18 protein-coding genes are annotated in these 17,937 nt (G+C 63.2%); 16 read left to right on the forward strand and 2 right to left on the reverse strand.

Going from position 1 to position 17,937, the window contains the following annotated elements:
• The first annotated feature begins 46 nt into the window (after positions 1–46).
• The 7 genes from H2509_RS07320 to H2509_RS07350 all read left to right on the forward strand — a co-directional run bounded on the left by H2509_RS07320 (position 47) and on the right by H2509_RS07350 (position 6,354).
• A complete protein-coding gene (locus H2509_RS07320) occupies positions 47–1,051 on the forward strand; it encodes an IS30 family transposase (protein ID WP_182162602.1) in 1,005 nt (334 codons plus the stop codon).
• 294 nt (positions 1,052–1,345) lie between these two features.
• On the forward strand, positions 1,346–2,032 hold the full coding sequence (locus H2509_RS07325; protein WP_182163857.1) for a sulfate transporter family protein: 687 nt from the start codon (positions 1,346–1,348) through the stop codon (positions 2,030–2,032).
• A gap of 262 nt (positions 2,033–2,294) precedes the next feature.
• Positions 2,295–2,693 carry a succinate dehydrogenase, cytochrome b556 subunit gene (gene sdhC, locus H2509_RS07330; RefSeq protein WP_182163859.1) on the forward strand — a complete coding sequence of 133 codons (399 nt, stop codon included), beginning with the start codon at positions 2,295–2,297 and terminating at the stop codon, positions 2,691–2,693.
• 11 nt (positions 2,694–2,704) lie between these two features.
• Complete coding sequence (sdhD, locus tag H2509_RS07335; RefSeq protein ID WP_182163861.1) at positions 2,705–3,088, forward strand: succinate dehydrogenase, hydrophobic membrane anchor protein; 384 nt, start codon at positions 2,705–2,707, stop codon at positions 3,086–3,088.
• A 5-nt stretch (positions 3,089–3,093) separates the two neighbouring features.
• Complete coding sequence (gene sdhA / locus H2509_RS07340; protein ID WP_182163863.1) at positions 3,094–4,911, forward strand: succinate dehydrogenase flavoprotein subunit; 1,818 nt, start codon at positions 3,094–3,096, stop codon at positions 4,909–4,911.
• A 130-nt stretch (positions 4,912–5,041) separates the two neighbouring features.
• Positions 5,042–5,824: a succinate dehydrogenase iron-sulfur subunit gene (locus tag H2509_RS07345; protein ID WP_182163865.1), complete on the forward strand. Its 783-nt coding sequence runs from the start codon at positions 5,042–5,044 to the stop codon at positions 5,822–5,824.
• A 146-nt stretch (positions 5,825–5,970) separates the two neighbouring features.
• Positions 5,971–6,354, forward strand: a complete 384-nt coding sequence (locus H2509_RS07350) for a VOC family protein (RefSeq protein WP_328805019.1) — start codon at positions 5,971–5,973, stop codon at positions 6,352–6,354.
• A gap of 5 nt (positions 6,355–6,359) precedes the next feature.
• Here the strand turns inward: H2509_RS07350 and H2509_RS07355 are convergent, their stop codons facing one another.
• Positions 6,360–6,737, reverse strand: a complete 378-nt coding sequence (locus H2509_RS07355) for an MAPEG family protein (RefSeq protein ID WP_182163869.1) — start codon at positions 6,735–6,737, stop codon at positions 6,360–6,362.
• A gap of 184 nt (positions 6,738–6,921) precedes the next feature.
• Here H2509_RS07355 and H2509_RS07360 point away from each other — a divergent pair, with 184 nt between their 5' ends.
• On the forward strand, positions 6,922–7,269 hold the full coding sequence (locus H2509_RS07360; RefSeq protein ID WP_182163871.1) for a carboxymuconolactone decarboxylase family protein: 348 nt from the start codon (positions 6,922–6,924) through the stop codon (positions 7,267–7,269).
• Positions 7,270–7,453: 184 nt separating this feature from the next.
• Positions 7,454–7,975 carry an arsenate-mycothiol transferase ArsC gene (locus H2509_RS07365; RefSeq protein WP_182163873.1) on the forward strand — a complete coding sequence of 174 codons (522 nt, stop codon included), beginning with the start codon at positions 7,454–7,456 and terminating at the stop codon, positions 7,973–7,975.
• A 12-nt stretch (positions 7,976–7,987) separates the two neighbouring features.
• Here H2509_RS07365 and H2509_RS07370 read toward each other — a convergent pair whose 3' ends face one another.
• Positions 7,988–8,548: a GNAT family N-acetyltransferase gene (locus H2509_RS07370; protein ID WP_182163875.1), complete on the reverse strand. Its 561-nt coding sequence runs from the start codon at positions 8,546–8,548 to the stop codon at positions 7,988–7,990.
• Positions 8,549–8,982: 434 nt separating this feature from the next.
• On the opposite strand from H2509_RS07370, the gene H2509_RS07375 reads away from it, so the two are divergent.
• The 7 genes from H2509_RS07375 to H2509_RS07405 all read left to right on the forward strand — a co-directional run bounded on the left by H2509_RS07375 (position 8,983) and on the right by H2509_RS07405 (position 17,831).
• Complete coding sequence (locus tag H2509_RS07375) at positions 8,983–9,516, forward strand: protease inhibitor Inh/omp19 family protein (protein ID WP_182163877.1); 534 nt, start codon at positions 8,983–8,985, stop codon at positions 9,514–9,516.
• A gap of 52 nt (positions 9,517–9,568) precedes the next feature.
• Positions 9,569–9,994 carry a carboxymuconolactone decarboxylase family protein gene (locus tag H2509_RS07380; RefSeq protein ID WP_182163879.1) on the forward strand — a complete coding sequence of 142 codons (426 nt, stop codon included), beginning with the start codon at positions 9,569–9,571 and terminating at the stop codon, positions 9,992–9,994.
• A gap of 87 nt (positions 9,995–10,081) precedes the next feature.
• On the forward strand, positions 10,082–11,260 hold the full coding sequence (zapE, locus tag H2509_RS07385) for a cell division protein ZapE (protein ID WP_182163881.1): 1,179 nt from the start codon (positions 10,082–10,084) through the stop codon (positions 11,258–11,260).
• 166 nt (positions 11,261–11,426) lie between these two features.
• On the forward strand, positions 11,427–12,389 hold the full coding sequence (gene mdh / locus H2509_RS07390) for a malate dehydrogenase (protein ID WP_182163883.1): 963 nt from the start codon (positions 11,427–11,429) through the stop codon (positions 12,387–12,389).
• Positions 12,390–12,526: 137 nt separating this feature from the next.
• Entirely contained in the window at positions 12,527–13,726 is a 1,200-nt protein-coding gene (gene sucC / locus H2509_RS07395; protein ID WP_182163886.1) for an ADP-forming succinate--CoA ligase subunit beta, read from the forward strand.
• Positions 13,726–14,634: a succinate--CoA ligase subunit alpha gene (gene sucD, locus H2509_RS07400; RefSeq protein WP_182163888.1), complete on the forward strand. Its 909-nt coding sequence runs from the start codon at positions 13,726–13,728 to the stop codon at positions 14,632–14,634. The genes sucC and sucD overlap by 1 nt, the downstream gene beginning before the upstream one ends.
• Positions 14,635–14,846: 212 nt before the next feature.
• Positions 14,847–17,831, forward strand: coding sequence for a 2-oxoglutarate dehydrogenase E1 component (locus tag H2509_RS07405; protein ID WP_182163890.1), 2,985 nt, complete (start codon positions 14,847–14,849; stop codon positions 17,829–17,831).
• The last annotated feature ends 106 nt before the right edge of the window (positions 17,832–17,937 follow it).

A 17,937-nucleotide genomic window follows, 5' to 3' on the forward strand; every position in this document is an offset into this window, starting at 1 on the left:
GCTGAATTCACGAAACAAGTGCAACACCTGCTAAGGTGTTGCCGCGATGGGACAAAGTTACGATCAGTTGAGCCTGCGGGAGCGGGTAAAGATAGAGCTGTGGCACCGGGAAGGGCGCTCGCTGCGCTGGATCGGACGGCAACTGGGTCGTTCGGCTGCCACGATCAGCCGCGAGTTGCGGCGCAATGCCAGGCCGACCAAGCAGTGGTGCGGCAGCTATGACGGGGAACGGGCGCACGGACTGGCCCTCCGGCGCCGGCGCTGGGATGCCCGCTACAAGCTGGCACGCCAGCCGGCGCTGCGCGACATGGTCAGGCAACGCCTTGCGATGGGACAGTCACCCGAACAGATCGCCGGCCGGCTGGCGCGCGAGCACGGTGGCACGCTCATCAGCCATGAGTCCATCTACCGCTTCGTTTATCACCGCTCGGCGCAAAAGGATTACTGGCACCGCCTACTGCCGCGCGCCAAGAACCGCAGGGGCCGCCTGGGCCTGCGCGGCGGCTCGTCCGTCAGCTTCATCAAGCTGCGCCGCCCGCTGGCCCAACGTCCCGCCGAGGCCGACGACAGGGCCACGCCGGGCCACTGGGAGGCCGACCTCATGGCCTTTTCCCGCTATGGCCAGTATGTGCTGGTCACCCATGAGCGCAGCTCGCGCATCCTCACCATCGATCGGCTGTCGCGAAAGACCGCGCGCGCCGTCGTCCAGGCCCTGGTTCAGCGCTTCGGTCCGCTGCCCCGCCTGTTGCGCCGGTCGCTCACCTTCGACAATGGCACGGAATTCGCCTTGCATTTCGAACTCACGGACAGGCTCGGCCTCGCCACCTTCTTCTGCGATCCGCACGCCCCCTGGCAGAAGGGTGGCATCGAGAATGCCATCGGCCGCATGCGCAAGATCTTGCCGCGCAAGTCGGATCTGGCAACCATCGATCAAGGCCAAATCCGACAGTTGGTCGAGCACTACAACAATACCCCGCGCAAATGCCTTGCCTTCAGGACGCCGAATGAGGTCTTCTCGGAACTCCTCAACCGTGTTGCACTTCAAACGTGAACCCACCTGTGCAGCTGCGCAGGCATGACAGGGCATGCGGCTGCCTCTCTGCCGTACCCTTTGGCTCGTCATACGCGGGCTCGACCCGCGTATCCAATCTGCGTCTCCCCTTGCCGCAGACTTCCGATGGATCGCCGGGTCTGGGCCCGGCGAAGACGAGCGGAAAAGCGGTGCCTTCATTTGACGGCTGAGAGCGGGGCGAGTTCCGTCCACACATATGCTCCTTGTGCCGGGCGCAGGCGTCACCTACCTGTCTCTTCGTGTCGACGAAACTCCGGGAAGCATGAAAAGACGATGATCGCTGCAGCCTTCCGCGCCGCCTCCCAGGTTTTCGAGCAGCCCTTCCGGGCGATCTTCTGGAAATCGCTGGGCTTCACGCTTGCCGCACTCTTCCTGATCTGGCTGCTGCTGAACGGTGTGGTCTCGAGTTTTCTGACACTCCCCTATGCCTGGCTCGACACCGCGTTGTCGATCCTGACCGGGATCGGTGCCTTTATCGGGCTTGGATTCCTGGTGGCGCCGGTCACCGCCTTGTTCGCCGCCTTCTTCCAGGATGACGTCGCCGCGATCGTGGAGGCGGAGGACTATCCGGCCGAGGGTATCGGCCGGGCAATGCCCATTGCGCAATCGATCGCGATCACGCTCAAGTTCACCGGCGTCGTGATCCTCGGCAATATCCTGGCGCTGCTGCTCCTGCTGATACCCGGCATCAACCTCGTCGCCTTCTTCCTGGTGAACGGCTATCTGCTCGGTCGGGAGTTCTTCGAGTTCGCGGCCATGCGCTTTCATTCGCCGGCCGAGGCACGGGCCCTGCGCAAGGCCAAGGCCGGCACGGTTTTCCTGGCCGGGCTGGTGATCGCCGGCGTCCTCGCAGTTCCCTTTCTCAACCTGTTGACGCCGATCTTCGCCACGATCTTCATGGTGCATCTGTATAAGGGCGCGCGCCGGACGAGCGCGGCCCCATCGTCAAATCTTACGTAAACGTAAGGTAGAGTCTCGCCTCCACACGGATCCACGCGGTGTTTCGCTGGCGGGCATTTCATTATCAAGTCCGCATACAATGCGCGTCCCGCAGGTTGTAGGGACGCGTGCGCGAAATTTTTTTGGCTGCATAATCGGCTACACCCTTCTGATACTTTGACGCGCCGAACTTCTGGCGTTAGAACGCGATCAGACAACGCCTTGATGTAGCTAACGTTTACGTAAGCGTGAGCTTTGTGAGGCGGACGGGAGAAAAGGGTCCATGTCGAACGCCGATATCAAGGCCAATCGGCCGCTGTCGCCGCATCTTCAGATCTACAAGCCGATCCTGACCATGGTCATGTCGATCGTGCACCGCATTACCGGCGCCGCGCTCTATTTCGGCACCGCACTGGTGGCCTGGTGGCTGATCGCCGCCGCCTCGGGGCCGACATATTTCGATTTCGTCAGCGAGATCTACGGTTCGTTCATCGGCCGGCTCGTGCTCTTCGCCTTCACCTGGGCGCTTGTGCATCACATGCTCGGCGGCCTCAGGCACCTGGCCTGGGACATGGGCTACGGCTTCGACCGGCAGGCGCGCGAGTGGATGGCCAAGGCCAACCTCGCAGGCTCCATCGCGCTGACGATCCTGCTTTGGATCATCGGCTACGCCGTTCGCTGAGGGAGAGTGACATGAGCGATATGCGCACACCCCTTGCCAAGGTTCGCGGCCTCGGCTCCGCCAAGGACGGCACCCAGCATTTCTGGCGCCAGCGCGTTACGGCGGTCGCCAACGTCTTCCTGATCTCGTTTTTCGTGATCTTCATCATCGCCATGCAGGGCGAAAGCCATGCCGGCGTGGTCGAGAGCCTCTCGAACCCGGTCGTGGCGATCCTGCTCCTGCTGGTGATCTCCTCCGCCGTCTATCACATGAAGCTCGGCATGCAGGTGATTATCGAGGATTACGTTCACGGCGAGGGCGTGAAGTTCGCCGCACTCATGGCCAATACCTTCTTCTGCGCGCTGATCGGCTTCGGATCGATCTTCGCGGTGCTCAAGATCAGCTTCGGAGGCTGAATTACATGGCGACCGGAAAAGCCTATTCCTTCGTCGACCATTCGCATGACGTCGTTGTGGTCGGCGCCGGCGGCGCGGGCCTGCGCGCGACGCTCGGCATGGCCGAACAGGGATTGCGGACGGCCTGCATCACCAAGGTCTTCCCGACGCGCTCGCATACGGTGGCGGCCCAGGGCGGCATCGCGGCGAGCCTGACCAACATGACGCCGGACAGCTGGCAGTGGCACATGTACGACACCGTCAAGGGGTCGGACTGGCTCGGCGACGTCGACGCCATGGAATACATGACGCGCGAGGCGCCGGCCGCCGTCTATGAGCTTGAGCATTACGGCGTGCCCTTCTCGCGCACCGAGGAAGGCAAGATCTACCAGCGCCCCTTCGGCGGCCACATGCAGAATTTCGGCGACGGCCCGCCCGTACAGCGCACCTGCGCGGCGGCTGACCGGACCGGCCACGCCATCCTGCACACGCTCTATGGCCAGGCGCTGCGTCACAACGCGGAATTCTACGTCGAGTACTTCGCCCTCGACCTTATCATGTCGAAGGACGGCATCTGCACAGGCGTGATCGCCTGGAACCTCGACGACGGCACCATCCACCGCTTCTCGGCCAAGATGGTCGTGCTCGCGACGGGCGGCTACGGCCGCGCCTATTTCTCGGCGACCTCGGCCCATACCTGCACCGGCGACGGCGGCGGCATGGTGGCGCGCGCGGGCCTGCCGCTGCAGGACATGGAATTCGTGCAGTTCCACCCGACCGGTATCTACGGGTCGGGCTGCCTGATCACGGAAGGCGCGCGCGGCGAAGGCGGCTATCTGGTCAATTCCGAGGGCGAGCGCTTCATGGAGCGTTACGCACCGTCGGCCAAGGACCTCGCCTCGCGCGACGTGGTGTCGCGCTGCATGACGATCGAGATCCGCGAAGGTCGTGGCGTGGGCAAGAACAAGGACCACATCTTCCTTCATCTCGACCATCTCGATCCCGCGCTGCTGCACGAGCGTCTGCCCGGCATTTCCGAATCGGCGAAGATCTTCGCCGGCGTGGACCTGACCAAGGAGCCGATCCCGGTCCTGCCGACCGTCCACTACAACATGGGCGGCGTGCCGACGAACTACTGGGGCGAAGTGCTCAACCCGACCAAGAACGATCCGAATGCCATTCAGCCCGGCCTGATGGCTGTGGGCGAGGCGGGATGCGCCTCGGTGCACGGCGCCAATCGCCTGGGCTCCAACTCGCTGATCGACCTTGTGGTGTTCGGCCGCGCGGCTGCGATCAAGGCGGGTGAGGTCGTCGACCGCAAGGCGTCGGTGCCGAGCCCGGACGAGGCTTCGTGCGATGCGATCATGGACCGGTTCGACCGTCTGCGTCATGCCAATGGCGGCACGCCCACTTACCAGCTTCGCGACCGCATGCAGCGCGCGATGCAGGAGGATGCGGCCGTGTTCCGCACCAGCGAGACGCTTGACCAGGGTTGCAAGCGCATCAGCACGATCTGGGACGAGATGGCCGATATCAAGGTCTCCGACCGCTCGATGATCTGGAATTCGGATCTCGTCGAGACGATCGAGCTCACCAACCTGATGGCCAATGCCATCACCACCGTCTACAGCGCCGAGGCGCGCAAGGAGAGCCGCGGCGCGCATGCCCGTGAGGACTTCTCCAAGCGCGACGACGAAAACTGGCGCAAGCACACGCTTGCCTGGGTGGACGAGGCCGGCAAGGTGACGCTCGACTATCGTCCGGTGATCACCGAGACGCTGCTTCCCGTCGAGCAGGGCGGTATCGATCCGAAGAAGATCCTGCCGAAGGAACGAGTGTATTGATTTCGGCATGGCGCCGGATGGTCGGACCGCAGGTCCGTTGTCCGACGCCGGCCTCGATCAGCCTGCATGGATTTGGGCCCGCAGCCGGCCTTGAAGGCGGCGCGGGCGTCAAAGCGGAGCGAAATGGAAAATGGTTCAGCTGACGCTTCCGAAGAATTCGCAAATGACCGAGGGCAAGGTCTGGGACAAGCCGGCCGGCGCGACTAATGTCCGGGAGTTCAAGATCTATCGCTGGAGCCCGGATGACGGTCGCAATCCCCGCGTCGACACCTTCTATGTCGATCTCGACGATTGCGGGCCGATGGTGCTCGACGCGCTCATCAAGATCAAGAACGAGGTCGACCCGACCCTGACGTTCCGCCGGTCCTGCCGGGAAGGCATCTGCGGTTCGTGCGCGATGAATATCGACGGCACGAACACGCTCGCCTGCACGCGCGGCATGGACGAGGTCAAGAGCGAGACGGTCAAGATCTACCCGCTGCCGCATATGCCGGTGGTGAAGGACCTGGTGCCCGACCTGACGCGCTTCTACGCCCAGCATCGCTCCATCGAACCGTGGCTGAAGACCGAGTCTCCGGCGCCGGAAAAGGAATGGCGGCAGAGCCGCGAGGATCGCGCCAAGCTCGACGGTCTCTACGAGTGCATCCTGTGCGCCTGCTGTTCGACGTCCTGCCCGAGTTATTGGTGGAATGGCGACCGCTATCTTGGCCCCGCCATCCTGCTGCAGGCCTATCGCTGGCTGATCGACAGCCGCGACGAGGCGACGGGCGAGCGGCTCGACAATCTCGAGGATCCGTTCCGGCTCTATCGCTGCCACACCATCATGAACTGCGCGCATGTCTGCCCGAAGGGCCTGAACCCGGCCAAGGCGATTGCCGAGATCAAGAAGATGATGGTGGAACGGCGAGTCTGAACCGCTTCGTCTCCGGCAAGCCAGATTTCAGGGCGCGGAAGGCACGGCCTCCGCGCCCTTTTTTTCATTCTTTCCGGATGCAGCTTGCCTCCTGATCGCCGTTCCTTTTACGTTCTCAGTGTCATTCGAAGGAGGACGTGATGGGTATTCTCGATCACATCGGTTTTGCCGTCAGCGACTATGCTGCCTCCAAGGCCTTCTATGAAAAGGCGTTCGAGCCGATCGGCATTACTCTCCTGATGGAGGTGGGCGCCGAGGCAACTGGCGGCGAGAGCCATTGCGGCTTCGGTCGGCAGTTTCCCGAATTCTGGATCGGAACGGGCAAGCCGCTTGCCGGGTGTCTGCACGTGGCTTTCACGGTGGACACGCGCGCGGAGGTCGACGCGTTCCATCGCGCGGCAATTGCCGCCGGCGGCCGCGACAATGGCGCGCCGGGCCTTAGACCGCAATATCATCCAAGCTACTATGGCGCCTTCATTCTTGACCCGGACGGGCACAATATCGAGGCGGTCTGCCACAAGGCAACCTGACTGGCTCACCCCCAGACCGGGCTGGTGAAGATGGCAAGGGTGCTGGCCGTCGCCGCTATCCAGGCAATCGAGCGGGGCGTGGCCCGGTCGACCCAGTAGCAGGCGGTGTAGATGATCCTGAGTCCGACGAACAGGACGGCCAGCCTGTCGATCCAGGCGGCGTCGCCGCCATGTCCCAGCGCGACGATCACCGAAATCGCGAAAAAGGGAAACGCCTCGAAGCCGTTTGCCTGCGCCGCCTGCGCGCGCGAGCGGAACCCCGCCTTCCAGTAGTCGGGGTCGCGCGGTCTGGCGTTGTCGAATTCGCGGGAAATCTTTGCCGGATAGACCGCAAGGATCGGCAGGAAGGCGGCAACGAGGATGCACCAGACGGCTATCGGCATGCGGGTAGGCCCTGTCAGTGAGTGGTCGCGGCAGGAATACCGCAACGGTTCTGCTGTGTTTGCGCTTTCCCGTCAATTTGATCCTGCTCAAGGAGTGAACCGGTGTCTTCGCGCATGACAGAACCGACAGGCGGCGGCCGCCGACGGGTCAGGCTGCCGCGTTCTCCAGGAGAGGGTTATCGCTATGGCTGTCGGCGATTGGCAGAATTTCATTGAGCAGACGGACGCGCGCATGGCGGCGTTGCGCAAGGGCATACCGGGCGTTGCCAAGGGTTTTCATGAAATCGCGAGATCGTCGATCGGCGAGGGCGCACTCGATTCCAAGACGAAGGAACTGATCGCGCTGGCGATCGGCATCACGGCCCGCTGCGACGGTTGTCTTGCCTATCATGCCAAGGCGGCCGCGAAACTGGGCGCCACGCGCGAGGAGGTGATGGAGGCGATCGGCGTCGCCGTCTACATGGGCGGCGGGCCGTCGATGATCTACGGCGCCGAGGCGCTCGCCGCCTTCGATGCGCTCTCAGGCGGCTGAAACCGGCGCACTGAGCATCGCAAATCCGTATTGCGGTGCACTGTTGCATTGCACAATTTCAGGCTGTGCCGCAAAGGTGTCCAATTCCTGTCACACGGCCGTCCACGGAACATCGTATCCAGATGATGTCAAACGATGATTCGTGCGAATCGCACGTCGCGGAAAGTGCGAGGAGAAGAAAACGATGACGGCGACGACTGTGCTGTTCGTGTGCGAGGACAATGCCAGCCTCAGCCTGATGGCCGAGGCCTGCATGAACGCGGCTTCCGATGGTCGGCTCCGCGCATTTTCCGCCGGTCCGCGCCCATCCAGCAAGGCCAACCCTGCGGTTCCCCGCCTGCTCGGCGAAATCGGCATCGGCGCTGCTGGGCTCTCACCCAAGTCCTGGGAGTTCTTCGCGTTGCCGCACGCGCCGGCGCCCGATGCGCTGGTCTTCCTTTGCGAATCCGCGGCCCGTCACCCAATTCCTTCCTGGCCGGTGCCGCCGGTCAGCCTTGTCTGGCCGGTTGCGGCTGATACCGAAGGGCTTCCGGCGGGCCAGCGTCTCAGGGCCAGCCTGAGGCGCATCCGTGCCGATATCGAGCGCGCGCTGCTCACCGGCGTCTTCGAGACCGTGGCCACGCTGCGCCAGACCAGGATGAACAAGGTCGCCAGGGCGCCCTTTGACGGGAGAGCCGGCTTCGGCGACCTCGTGGCGACCGGATGAGGATATTCGCCCTCAGGCCCGCCTCTTGCGGCCTGCCTCCACCACCGCTTCTGCAAAGGCGAAACCATCGCTCATCGCTTCGCGGAACAGGCTGAAGAAGGAGGGACTCGTCGGTTCCAGGCGGCCGATCACGTCGCCTGCCTCGAAGGTCAGTTCGGCGGCGAACTTGCGTGCCAGCACCTGCATGGCGCGATTGGTTGCCAGGCAGTTGATGTAGATGTGCGAAAGCCCCCGATTGCGCGCGGCAATCAGCGTCAGCTCCATCAGCTTCGTACCGACCCCCGACTTCTGCCAGCCGTCTTCCACCGAGAAGGCGGCTTCCGCCATGGTCCGGTTGTCGATTGGCCGCAATTCCGCGACGGCGCGCAACGTCCCGCCAACGAAGAAGCCATGGATCACGGTGCCGAGCGTTAGGCTCGTTTCCGCGTAGCTGCGTAGGAAGGCGTCGCTTGCCTTCATTGCGAATCGGCTGCGACGGGCTTCCGGCGACAGCCTGAGCAAATGGTCGCGGAACTGCGCCAGTTCCGCATAAGTCAGTTTTCGGATATGCCCGTTGTCGATTTCACGCGGCATGTCTCGCTCCTTCCGATCCTCAACGATCCATGGTGCGAGCCGCTCCTTGGTCTTCCCTTGGCCCGATCTTGCCCGAAAAGTCGGCGATTATTCGGGATTGTGCCTTGAACCCGCAGGAATCTGCGCTTTTTTTTCGAGGTGCGGGCGAATGTTTTCGAATCTGCCAGCCAAACGGTAGGCGATTATACCGCATCGCAGCAACGTTGGCCCCTATATAATTGTGCGGTGCGAAATGTCCATGGTCACGATATTGCCTGTTTCAGGTTTATCAAGGTTTCATACACCATAACGGAGCGTGCGCCGTGGGAGCCCGGGCTTGCCACCGGGAAGATGCCAAGGATATCAGGGGCGCTAAAGGATCTAAGTTTCGAGCTTGTTTCATTCCAACCGGCCCAATCGGGATGGACTATGCTCCAGGAAAGGACTCGCAAGCGATGAATCGTCATCTCTCCCTCGCTTTTGTCGTCGCCTTGGCGATTGCGGCTGCGGGCTGCCAAAGGCTTGGATGGAGCAGTTCGCGCCCCGCGCCCCTGCCGGCGACGCCGACGCCGCCCGTCGCGAGCGAACCTCTGGCCCCGCTGCCGGGCACGGAGCAGACGGGGCTTCCCTCCGATCAGCAGCAGCCATTCGGCACCGAGGAGCAGCAGGTGGCTGCCGCTCCGCTCGAACCACCGGCGGATGCCAAGGAAATCGGTCGTTCCGACCTTCTCGGCGGCTGGTCCATCGCCTCCGGTGCGGATAACTGCAAGCTGTTCATGACGCTGACCACCTGGAGCGGCGGCTACCGGGCGAATTCGCGCGGCTGCAACTCTTCCGACCTGCAGCGGATCTCGGCCTGGGATCTGAGCGGCAAGCAGGTGGTGCTGAAGGATGAGTCCGGCGCGACCGTCGCCCAGCTCTATTCGGCGGGCGCCGAACAGTTCAGCGGCCAGACTTCGGGCGGTCAGGCGATCTCGGTCTATCGCTGAGCGATCGTGCCGGGGCTCGCCCGGTGCCAATCTGGAAAAGGGAGGCGGTGGAATGTCGCTTTGGCCCGTCCTCGAAGACGAGGAAATGTCGCCCGCCTCCCGTGCGGTCCTGGATGATATCCGCCGGACCAGGAACACGGACTTCGTCAATAATTTCTGGCGGGTTCTGGCAAACGATCCCGCGCTTCTGAAGCGGACCTGGGAAAGCCTGAAGGACGTCATGGCGCCCGGCGCGCTGGACCCGTTGACCAAGGAAATGCTCTATCTCGCCGTCTCGCTCGCCAATTCCTGCGACTATTGCGTTCGCTCTCATACGGCTGCCGCGCGCGCGAAGGGCATGAGCGAGGCTCAGCTTGGCGAGCTTCTGGGCGTAGTCGGCATGGCGAGCGAAACCAACAAGCTGGCCGCCGGGTTGCAGGTTCCGGTCGACGAAGCATTCTTGGCCCCAGTTTCCGCTTCCGGGAACGCAGGCAATTGAACGAAGGGCCCTCTTGCCTTTTGCCGGCTCCCTTGGCAATTGCGAAGCTGCACGGCGCTTAGCCCACGTTCAGGCGCGTAGAAGCTCATGAATGACAGTTCAATACAGCCGGGCACCCTGCCCATGGCTCCCTCCGTCGCCGGTCGCTATGCGGCTCTGGTTGCGGCGGGGGAAATTGATGCAGATCCGGCACAGCAGGCGGTCGTCGGTCGCCTTGATCATCTGAATTCCGTGCTCGGCGATGTCGAGCTTGCCTCCAAGAAGAGTTCGCTCGGCTGGCTGTTCGGCAAGCGGCGCGCGCCGGCCGATCCGGTGAAGGGGCTCTACATCTGGGGTTCCGTCGGGCGCGGCAAGACCATGTTGATGGACCTGTTCTTCGAGGTGGCGACCGTGCGGCGCAAGCGGCGGGTGCATTTCCACGAATTCATGGAAGACGTGCACGATCGGGTCCACCGCACCCGGCTTGCCATCAAGGCGGGCACGATCAAGGGCAGCGATCCCATTCCGCCGGTTGCCGCGGAGATTGCCGAAGAAACCCGGCTCTTGTGCTTCGACGAATTCGCCGTGACCGACATTGCCGATGCGATGATCCTTGGGAGGTTGTTCACCCATCTTTTCGATCTCGGCGTCGTGGTGGTTGCAACGTCGAATGTCGATCCGCAGGATCTTTACAGGGATGGGCTCAATCGCGGCCATTTCATGGGGTTCATCTCGCTGCTTCAAGCCAGGGTCGATGTCATGCGCCTGGATGCCAGGACTGATTACCGGCTGGAAAAGCTTGCCGGCGCCGCCGTCTACGTGACGCCGCTGGGGGCCGAAGCGGATGCGGCCATGGAAGGCCTCTGGCGCAAGCTCACCCATGGAATGACGGCGCATGCGGAAGAACTGGAGGCGAAGGGGCGCAAGATCGCAGTTCCCCGCACGGTCGCCGGCGTCGCGAGGTTTACGTTTGCGGAACTTTGCGAGCGGCCGCTGTCGGCGGCAGACTATCTGCGCATCGCGCACGCCTATCATACCATCGTCCTGGAAGGCGTGCCCGTTATGGCGCTGGCACAGCGCAATGCCGCCAAGCGTCTCATCAATCTGGTCGATGCGCTCTATGACAATCGCATCAAGTTGGTCGTGTCGGCCGCCGCCGAGCCGGACGGGCTTTACACCGCCACCACGGGTGCGGAATCCTTCGAGTTCGCCCGCACCGCCTCGCGCCTCATCGAAATGCGCTCCGAGGCCTGGCTTGCGGGCTCCGAAGTCGACACTGCTTCCTGAATGCGCCGGTTGACTCCGCCGGGCAGGTAAAAGGCATCAAAAACCGCTGCGCCGGGCGCAATAATCTTTTGTTCAGGTTGCACGTGACGAACAAAGGGAGTAGTGCGGTGCCCGGTCATCGCAGCATGGCGCATGCTCCAGTTTACGTAAAGGGAAACCTAAGGACATGGCTCGAAACAAGATCGCATTGATCGGCGCAGGACAGATCGGCGGCACGCTCGCCCACCTCGCTGGTCTGAAGGAACTCGGAGATATCGTCCTTTTCGACATTGCCGAGGGCACCCCGCAGGGCAAGGCCCTGGACATTGCCGAATCCTCGCCTGTCGACGGTTTCGACGCCAAGCTTTCCGGCGCCAATTCCTACGAGGCGATTGCCGGTGCCGACGTGGTGATCGTGACGGCCGGCGTGCCGCGCAAGCCAGGCATGAGCCGCGACGATCTGCTCGAGATCAATCTCAAGGTGATGGAGCAGGTCGGCGCGGGCATCAAGAAGCATGCCCCGGACGCTTTCGTCATCTGCATCACCAACCCGCTCGACGCCATGGTCTGGGCGCTGCAGAAGTTTTCGGGCCTGCCGTCCAACAAGGTCGTCGGCATGGCCGGCGTGCTGGACAGCTCGCGCTTCCGCTACTTCCTGGCCGAGGAGTTCAACGTCTCGGTCGAGGACGTGACGGCCTTCGTGCTCGGCGGCCACGGCGACACCATGGTGCCGCTGACCCGCTATTCCACCGTTGCCGGCATTCCGTTGACCGACCTCGTCAAGATGGGCTGGTGCACGGCCGAGCGGCTGGAGCAGATCGTTCAGCGCACCCGTGACGGCGGTGCGGAGATCGTCAGCCTGCTGAAGACGGGCTCGGCCTTCTACGCGCCGGCGGCCTCCGCCATCGCGATGGCCGAAAGCTACCTGAAGGACAAGAAGCGCGTGCTGCCCTGCGCCGCGCATCTTGCCGGCGAATATGGCCTGTCCAACACCTATGTCGGCGTTCCGGTCGTGATCGGTGCCGGTGGCGTCGAGCGCGTCATCGAGATCGACATGAACAACGACGAGAAGGCGATGTTCGACAAGTCGGTCGCCGCCGTCGACGGCCTGATTCAGGCCTGCAAGAAGATCCAGCCGGCTCTCGCCTGATCTTCGCTCCATCGCGGGGCCGGTGGGCCCCGCGCCCCGGGCGGCCTTTTCCCGGGGACCGGTTTGGCCCGCGTCGATGCAATGGCTCATGCGCGGGCCGATCCTGCGGCACATCTCCAGCTTGAGGGATCACGCGCATGAACATTCATGAATACCAGGCGAAGGCGGTGCTGAAGGAATATGGCGCGCCGGTTGCCGAGGGCGTCGCCATATTCTCGGCCGACGAGGCGGAAGCGGCGGCGAAGAAGCTGCCTGGCCCGCTTTGGGTCGTGAAGTCCCAGATCCATGCCGGCGGACGCGGCAAGGGCAAGTTCAAGGAACTCGGCCCCGACGCGAAGGGTGGCGTGCGGCTTGCCTTCTCCGTCGAGGACGTCGTCAAGAATGCGCGCGAGATGCTGGGCAACACGCTCGTCACCAAGCAGACGGGCGCGAGCGGCAAGGTTGTGAACCGCCTCTATATCGAGGACGGCGCCGACATCGACCGCGAGCTCTACCTGTCGCTGCTGGTCGATCGCAGCGTGGGGCGCGTGGCCTTCGTCGTCTCCACCGAGGGCGGCGTCGACATCGAGACGGTCGCCGAGGAAACGCCGGAAAAGATCGTCACCCTGCCGATCGATCCGGAAACGGGCGTAACGGCGGAAGATGCGGGCAGGCTTTGCGATGCGCTGCGCCTGGAGGGCGAGGCCCGCGCCGACGGGCTGAAGATCTTTCCGATTCTCTACAAGGCCTTCGTCGAGAAGGACATGAGCCTTCTCGAGGTCAATCCGCTGATCGTCATGAAGGACGGCCGGGTGCGCCTGCTCGATGCCAAGGTCTCCTTCGACGGCAACGCGCTCTTCCGCCATCCGGACATCGTCGCGCTGCGCGACAAGACGGAAGAAGACGAGAAGGAAATCGAGGCCTCCAAATACGACCTCGCCTATGTGGCGCTCGACGGCGACATCGGCTGCATGGTCAATGGCGCCGGCCTTGCCATGGCGACCATGGATATCATCAAGCTCTACGGCTCCGAGCCGGCGAACTTCCTCGATGTCGGCGGCGGCGCCTCCAAGGAAAAGGTGACGGCGGCGTTCAAGATCATCACCGCCGATCCGAATGTGAAGGGCATCCTGGTCAATATCTTCGGCGGCATCATGCGCTGCGATGTGATCGCGGAAGGCGTCGTTGCGGCCGTGAAGGAAGTCGGCCTCCAGGTGCCGCTGGTCGTTCGCCTTGAGGGGACCAACGTCCAGCTTGGCAAGGACATCATCAACAATTCGGGGCTCAACGTCATCGCCGCCGACGACCTTGACGATGCCGCCCAGAAGATCGTCGCCGCTGTGAAGGGGAAGAACTGATGTCCATTCTGGTCAACAAGGACACCAAGGTCATCGTCCAGGGCCTGACGGGCAAGACCGGCACCTTTCACACGGAACAGGCGCTCGCCTATAACGGCACCAGGATGGTGGCCGGCGTTCATCCCAAGAAGGGTGGCGAGACCTGGACGAGCGGGCTGGAAGGCGCGGCGGAACTGCCCATCTATGCCAGTGTCGGCGAGGCAAAGGAAGCGACCGGCGCCAACGCGTCGGTGATCTACGTGCCGCCGGCAGGAGCTGCGGCCGCGATCATCGAGGCGATCGAGGCGGAAATCCCCTTCATCGTCTGCATCACGGAAGGCATTCCGGTGATGGACATGGTCAAGGTCAAGGCGAAGCTCGAGAAGTCGAAGTCGCGCCTGCTCGGCCCGAACTGCCCGGGTGTGCTGACGCCGGACGAGTGCAAGATCGGCATCATGCCGGGCTCCATCTTCAAGAAGGGGTCGGTCGGCGTTGTCTCGCGCTCCGGCACGCTGACGTATGAAGCGGTGTTCCAGACCACCAATGCGGGCCTCGGCCAGACCACGGCCGTCGGTATTGGCGGTGACCCGGTCAAGGGCACCGAGTTCATCGACGTGCTCGAGATGTTCCTCGCCGACGACGAAACCAAGTCGATCATCATGATCGGCGAGATCGGCGGCTCGGCCGAGGAAGATGCCGCCCAGTTCCTCAAGGACGAGGCCAAGCGCGGGCGCAGCAAGCCAATGGTCGGCTTCATTGCTGGCCGCACCGCTCCTCCGGGCCGGACCATGGGCCACGCGGGCGCCGTCATCTCCGGCGGCAAGGGTGGCGCCGAGGACAAGATCGCAGCGATGGAAGCGGCGGGCATCCGCGTTTCCCCGTCGCCGGCCAAGCTTGGCGAGACGCTTGTCGAGGTTTTGAAGGGATAAAACTGTTTCGGCGCGCGAGTTTTCCCTTTTTAAACCGTGCGCCGGACACCATAGTAAGCTCGGTTTGGCTTTCGTTGCGGAAGCTGCCGACCTTTGAAGGACGGGGTTGGCGCGGGACACGCCCCGCGCTGATCTTTTAAATTCGGCTTTAGGGGCGCTGCGTGAAAGGGCACCCCACAAGGAGCAGGCGGAGTTTCTCCGCTATCAGGACAATGGCTCGGCAAGACGCGAACGCACAATTCGCGCTGACGTCGTTCCTTTACGGCGCCAACGCAGGCTATATCGAAGACCTCTACGCACAATATCAGGAAAACCCCACCTCTCTCGACGAGGAGTGGCGGGCGTTCTTCTCTGAGCTCCACGACAATCGCGACGACGTGCTGAAGGAGGCGCGCGGCGCCACCTGGGCTCGCCCGGACTGGCCGATCCCGGCCAATGGCGAACTGGTCAGCGCGCTTGACGGCAACTGGGGCGCGACCGAAAAGGTCATCGGCGACAAGATCAGGAACAAGGCGAAGGCCAAGGGCGTCGACATGAGCGACGCCGCGGTTCAGCAGGCGACGCGGGATTCCGTGCGCGCCCTGATGATGATCCGCGCCTACCGCATGCGCGGCCACCTGCATGCGGATCTCGATCCTCTGCAGCTGAGTTCCGGCGGCGATCACGAGGAACTGCACCCGGCTTCCTACGGTTTCAAGGAGAGCGACTGGGACCGCAAGATCTTCATAGATCACGTGCTCGGCCTCGAATTCGCGACCATCCGCGAGATGCTGGCGATCCTGAAGCGCACCTATTGCTCCACGCTTGGCGTCGAGTTCATGCATATTTCCGATCCGACGGAAAAGGCGTGGATCCAGGAGCGCATCGAGGGGCCGGACAAGCAGGTGACCTTCACGCCGGAAGGCAAGAAGGCGATCCTCAACAAGCTCATCGAGGCGGAAGGCTTCGAGAAGTTCATCGACGTCAAGTATACCGGCACCAAGCGCTTCGGCCTCGACGGCGGTGAGTCGCTGATCCCGGCGCTCGAGCAGATCATCAAGCGGGGCGGCGCCCTGGGTGTGCGGGACATCGTGCTGGGCATGGCCCATCGCGGCCGTCTGAATGTGCTCTCCCAGGTGATGATGAAGCCGCACCGGGCGATCTTCCACGAGTTCAAGGGCGGTTCCTTCCACCCGGACGACGTGGAAGGCTCGGGTGACGTGAAATACCACCTCGGCGCTTCCGCTGACCGTGCCTTCGACGGCAACAACGTCCACCTGTCGCTGACCGCCAACCCGTCGCACCTCGAGATCGTCGATCCGGTGGTGCTCGGTAAGGCGCGCGCCAAGCAGGATCAGCTGTCGGCGGTGAACGGACATTGGGTGGAGACGACCGAAGTCGATCGCTCCAAGGTGCTGCCACTGCTGCTGCACGGCGACGCGGCCTTCGCCGGCCAGGGCGTCGTTGCCGAATGCTTCGGCCTGTCGGCGCTGCGCGGCCATCGCACCGGCGGCTCGATCCACGTCATCATCAACAACCAGATCGGCTTTACCACCAATCCGCGCTTCTCGCGCTCGTCGCCCTATCCCTCGGACGTGGCGAAGATGATCGAGGCGCCGATCTTCCACTGCAACGGCGACGATCCGGAAGCGGTTGTGTTTGCCGCCAAGATCGCGACCGAATTCCGCCAGACATTCGGCAAGCCGGTGGTGATTGACATGATCTGCTACCGCCGCTTCGGTCATAACGAGTCCGACGAGCCGGCGTTCACGCAACCGATCATGTACCGAAAGGTGCGCAGCCATCCCACGACCCTGCAGATTTACGCCGAAAAGCTGATCCGCGAAGGCGTCGTGACCGCCGACGGCGTGGAGCAGATGAAGGCCGACTATCGCAAGCGGCTCGACGACGAGTTCGAGGCGGGACAGGCCTACAAGCCCAACAAGGCGGACTGGCTGGACGGTAAGTGGGCCGGCATGCGCCAGGCTCAGGACAATGACGATCCCCGCCGCGGCATGACGAGTCTCGCTCCCGCCGAGATCAAGACCCTTGGCGAACGGCTGACTCACGTGCCGGAGGGCTTCAACGTCCACCGCACCATCCGCCGTTTCATGGAAAACCGCCAGAAGATGTTCGAGTCGGGCGAGGGCTTCGACTGGGCGACTGCCGAAGCGCTGGCCTTCGCTTCGCTGCTCAGTGAGGGTCATCCCGTGCGCCTGTCCGGCCAGGACTGCGAGCGCGGCACCTTTTCGCAGCGCCATTCGGTGCTCTACGATCAGGAGACCGAATCCCGCTACATCCCGCTCAACAACCTCAAGGAGGGCCAGGCCCGCTATGAGGTGATCAACTCGATGCTCTCGGAAGAGGCGGTGCTCGGCTTCGAATATGGCTATTCGCTGAGTGAGCCGAACGCGCTCACGATGTGGGAAGCCCAGTTCGGCGACTTCGCCAACGGCGCGCAGGTGGTGTTCGACCAGTTCCTGACTTCCGGCGAGCGCAAGTGGCTCAGGATGTCGGGCCTCGTCTGCCTGCTGCCGCACGGCTACGAGGGCCAGGGGCCGGAGCATTCCTCGGCACGTCTGGAGCGCTTCCTGCAGATGTGCGCCGAAGACAATATCCAGGTCGCCAACTGCTCGACGCCGGCCAACTACTTCCACATCCTGCGCCGGCAGCTGAAGCGCGATTTCCGCAAGCCGCTAATCCTGATGACGCCGAAATCGCTGCTGCGCCACAAGCGGGCGATTTCGAAGTTTTCGGAGTTCAGCGACGGTTCCTCGTTCCATCGCCTGCTGTGGGACGATGCGCAGCTCAATCCGGGCGAGGGCATCAAGCTCGCGCCGGACAACAAGATCCGCCGCGTCGTCATGTGCACCGGCAAGGTCTATTACGATCTGCTGGAGGAGCGCGAGAAGCGGGGCATCAACGATGTCTACCTGCTTCGCGTCGAGCAGCTCTATCCGTTCCCGACCAAGGCGTTGGTGACGGAACTGTCGCGCTTCAAGAACGCGGACATGGTCTGGTGCCAGGAAGAACCCAAGAACATGGGTTCGTGGACCTTCATCCAGCCCTATGTGGAATGGGTTCTTGGTCAGATCGGCGCGAAGTGCGACCGTCCGCGCTATGTGGGGCGCGCGGCTTCGGCGGCGACCGCCACCGGCTTGATGTCCAAGCACCTGGCCCAGCTCCAGGCATTCCTCGACGAGGCCTTCGCCGCCTGAGGCGGAGGTCATTTCCAGTTACCGTTGATGCATGAGGAGCCCGGGCCTGCCGTAGGTTCGCCGAAGAAGGCGGCGGCCGGTCCGGGAGAAGCTCCGAAGAAGGCCC

The sequence above is a fragment of the Stappia albiluteola genome, from assembly GCF_014050225.1.
Taxonomy (GTDB): domain Bacteria; phylum Pseudomonadota; class Alphaproteobacteria; order Rhizobiales; family Stappiaceae; genus Hongsoonwoonella; species Hongsoonwoonella albiluteola.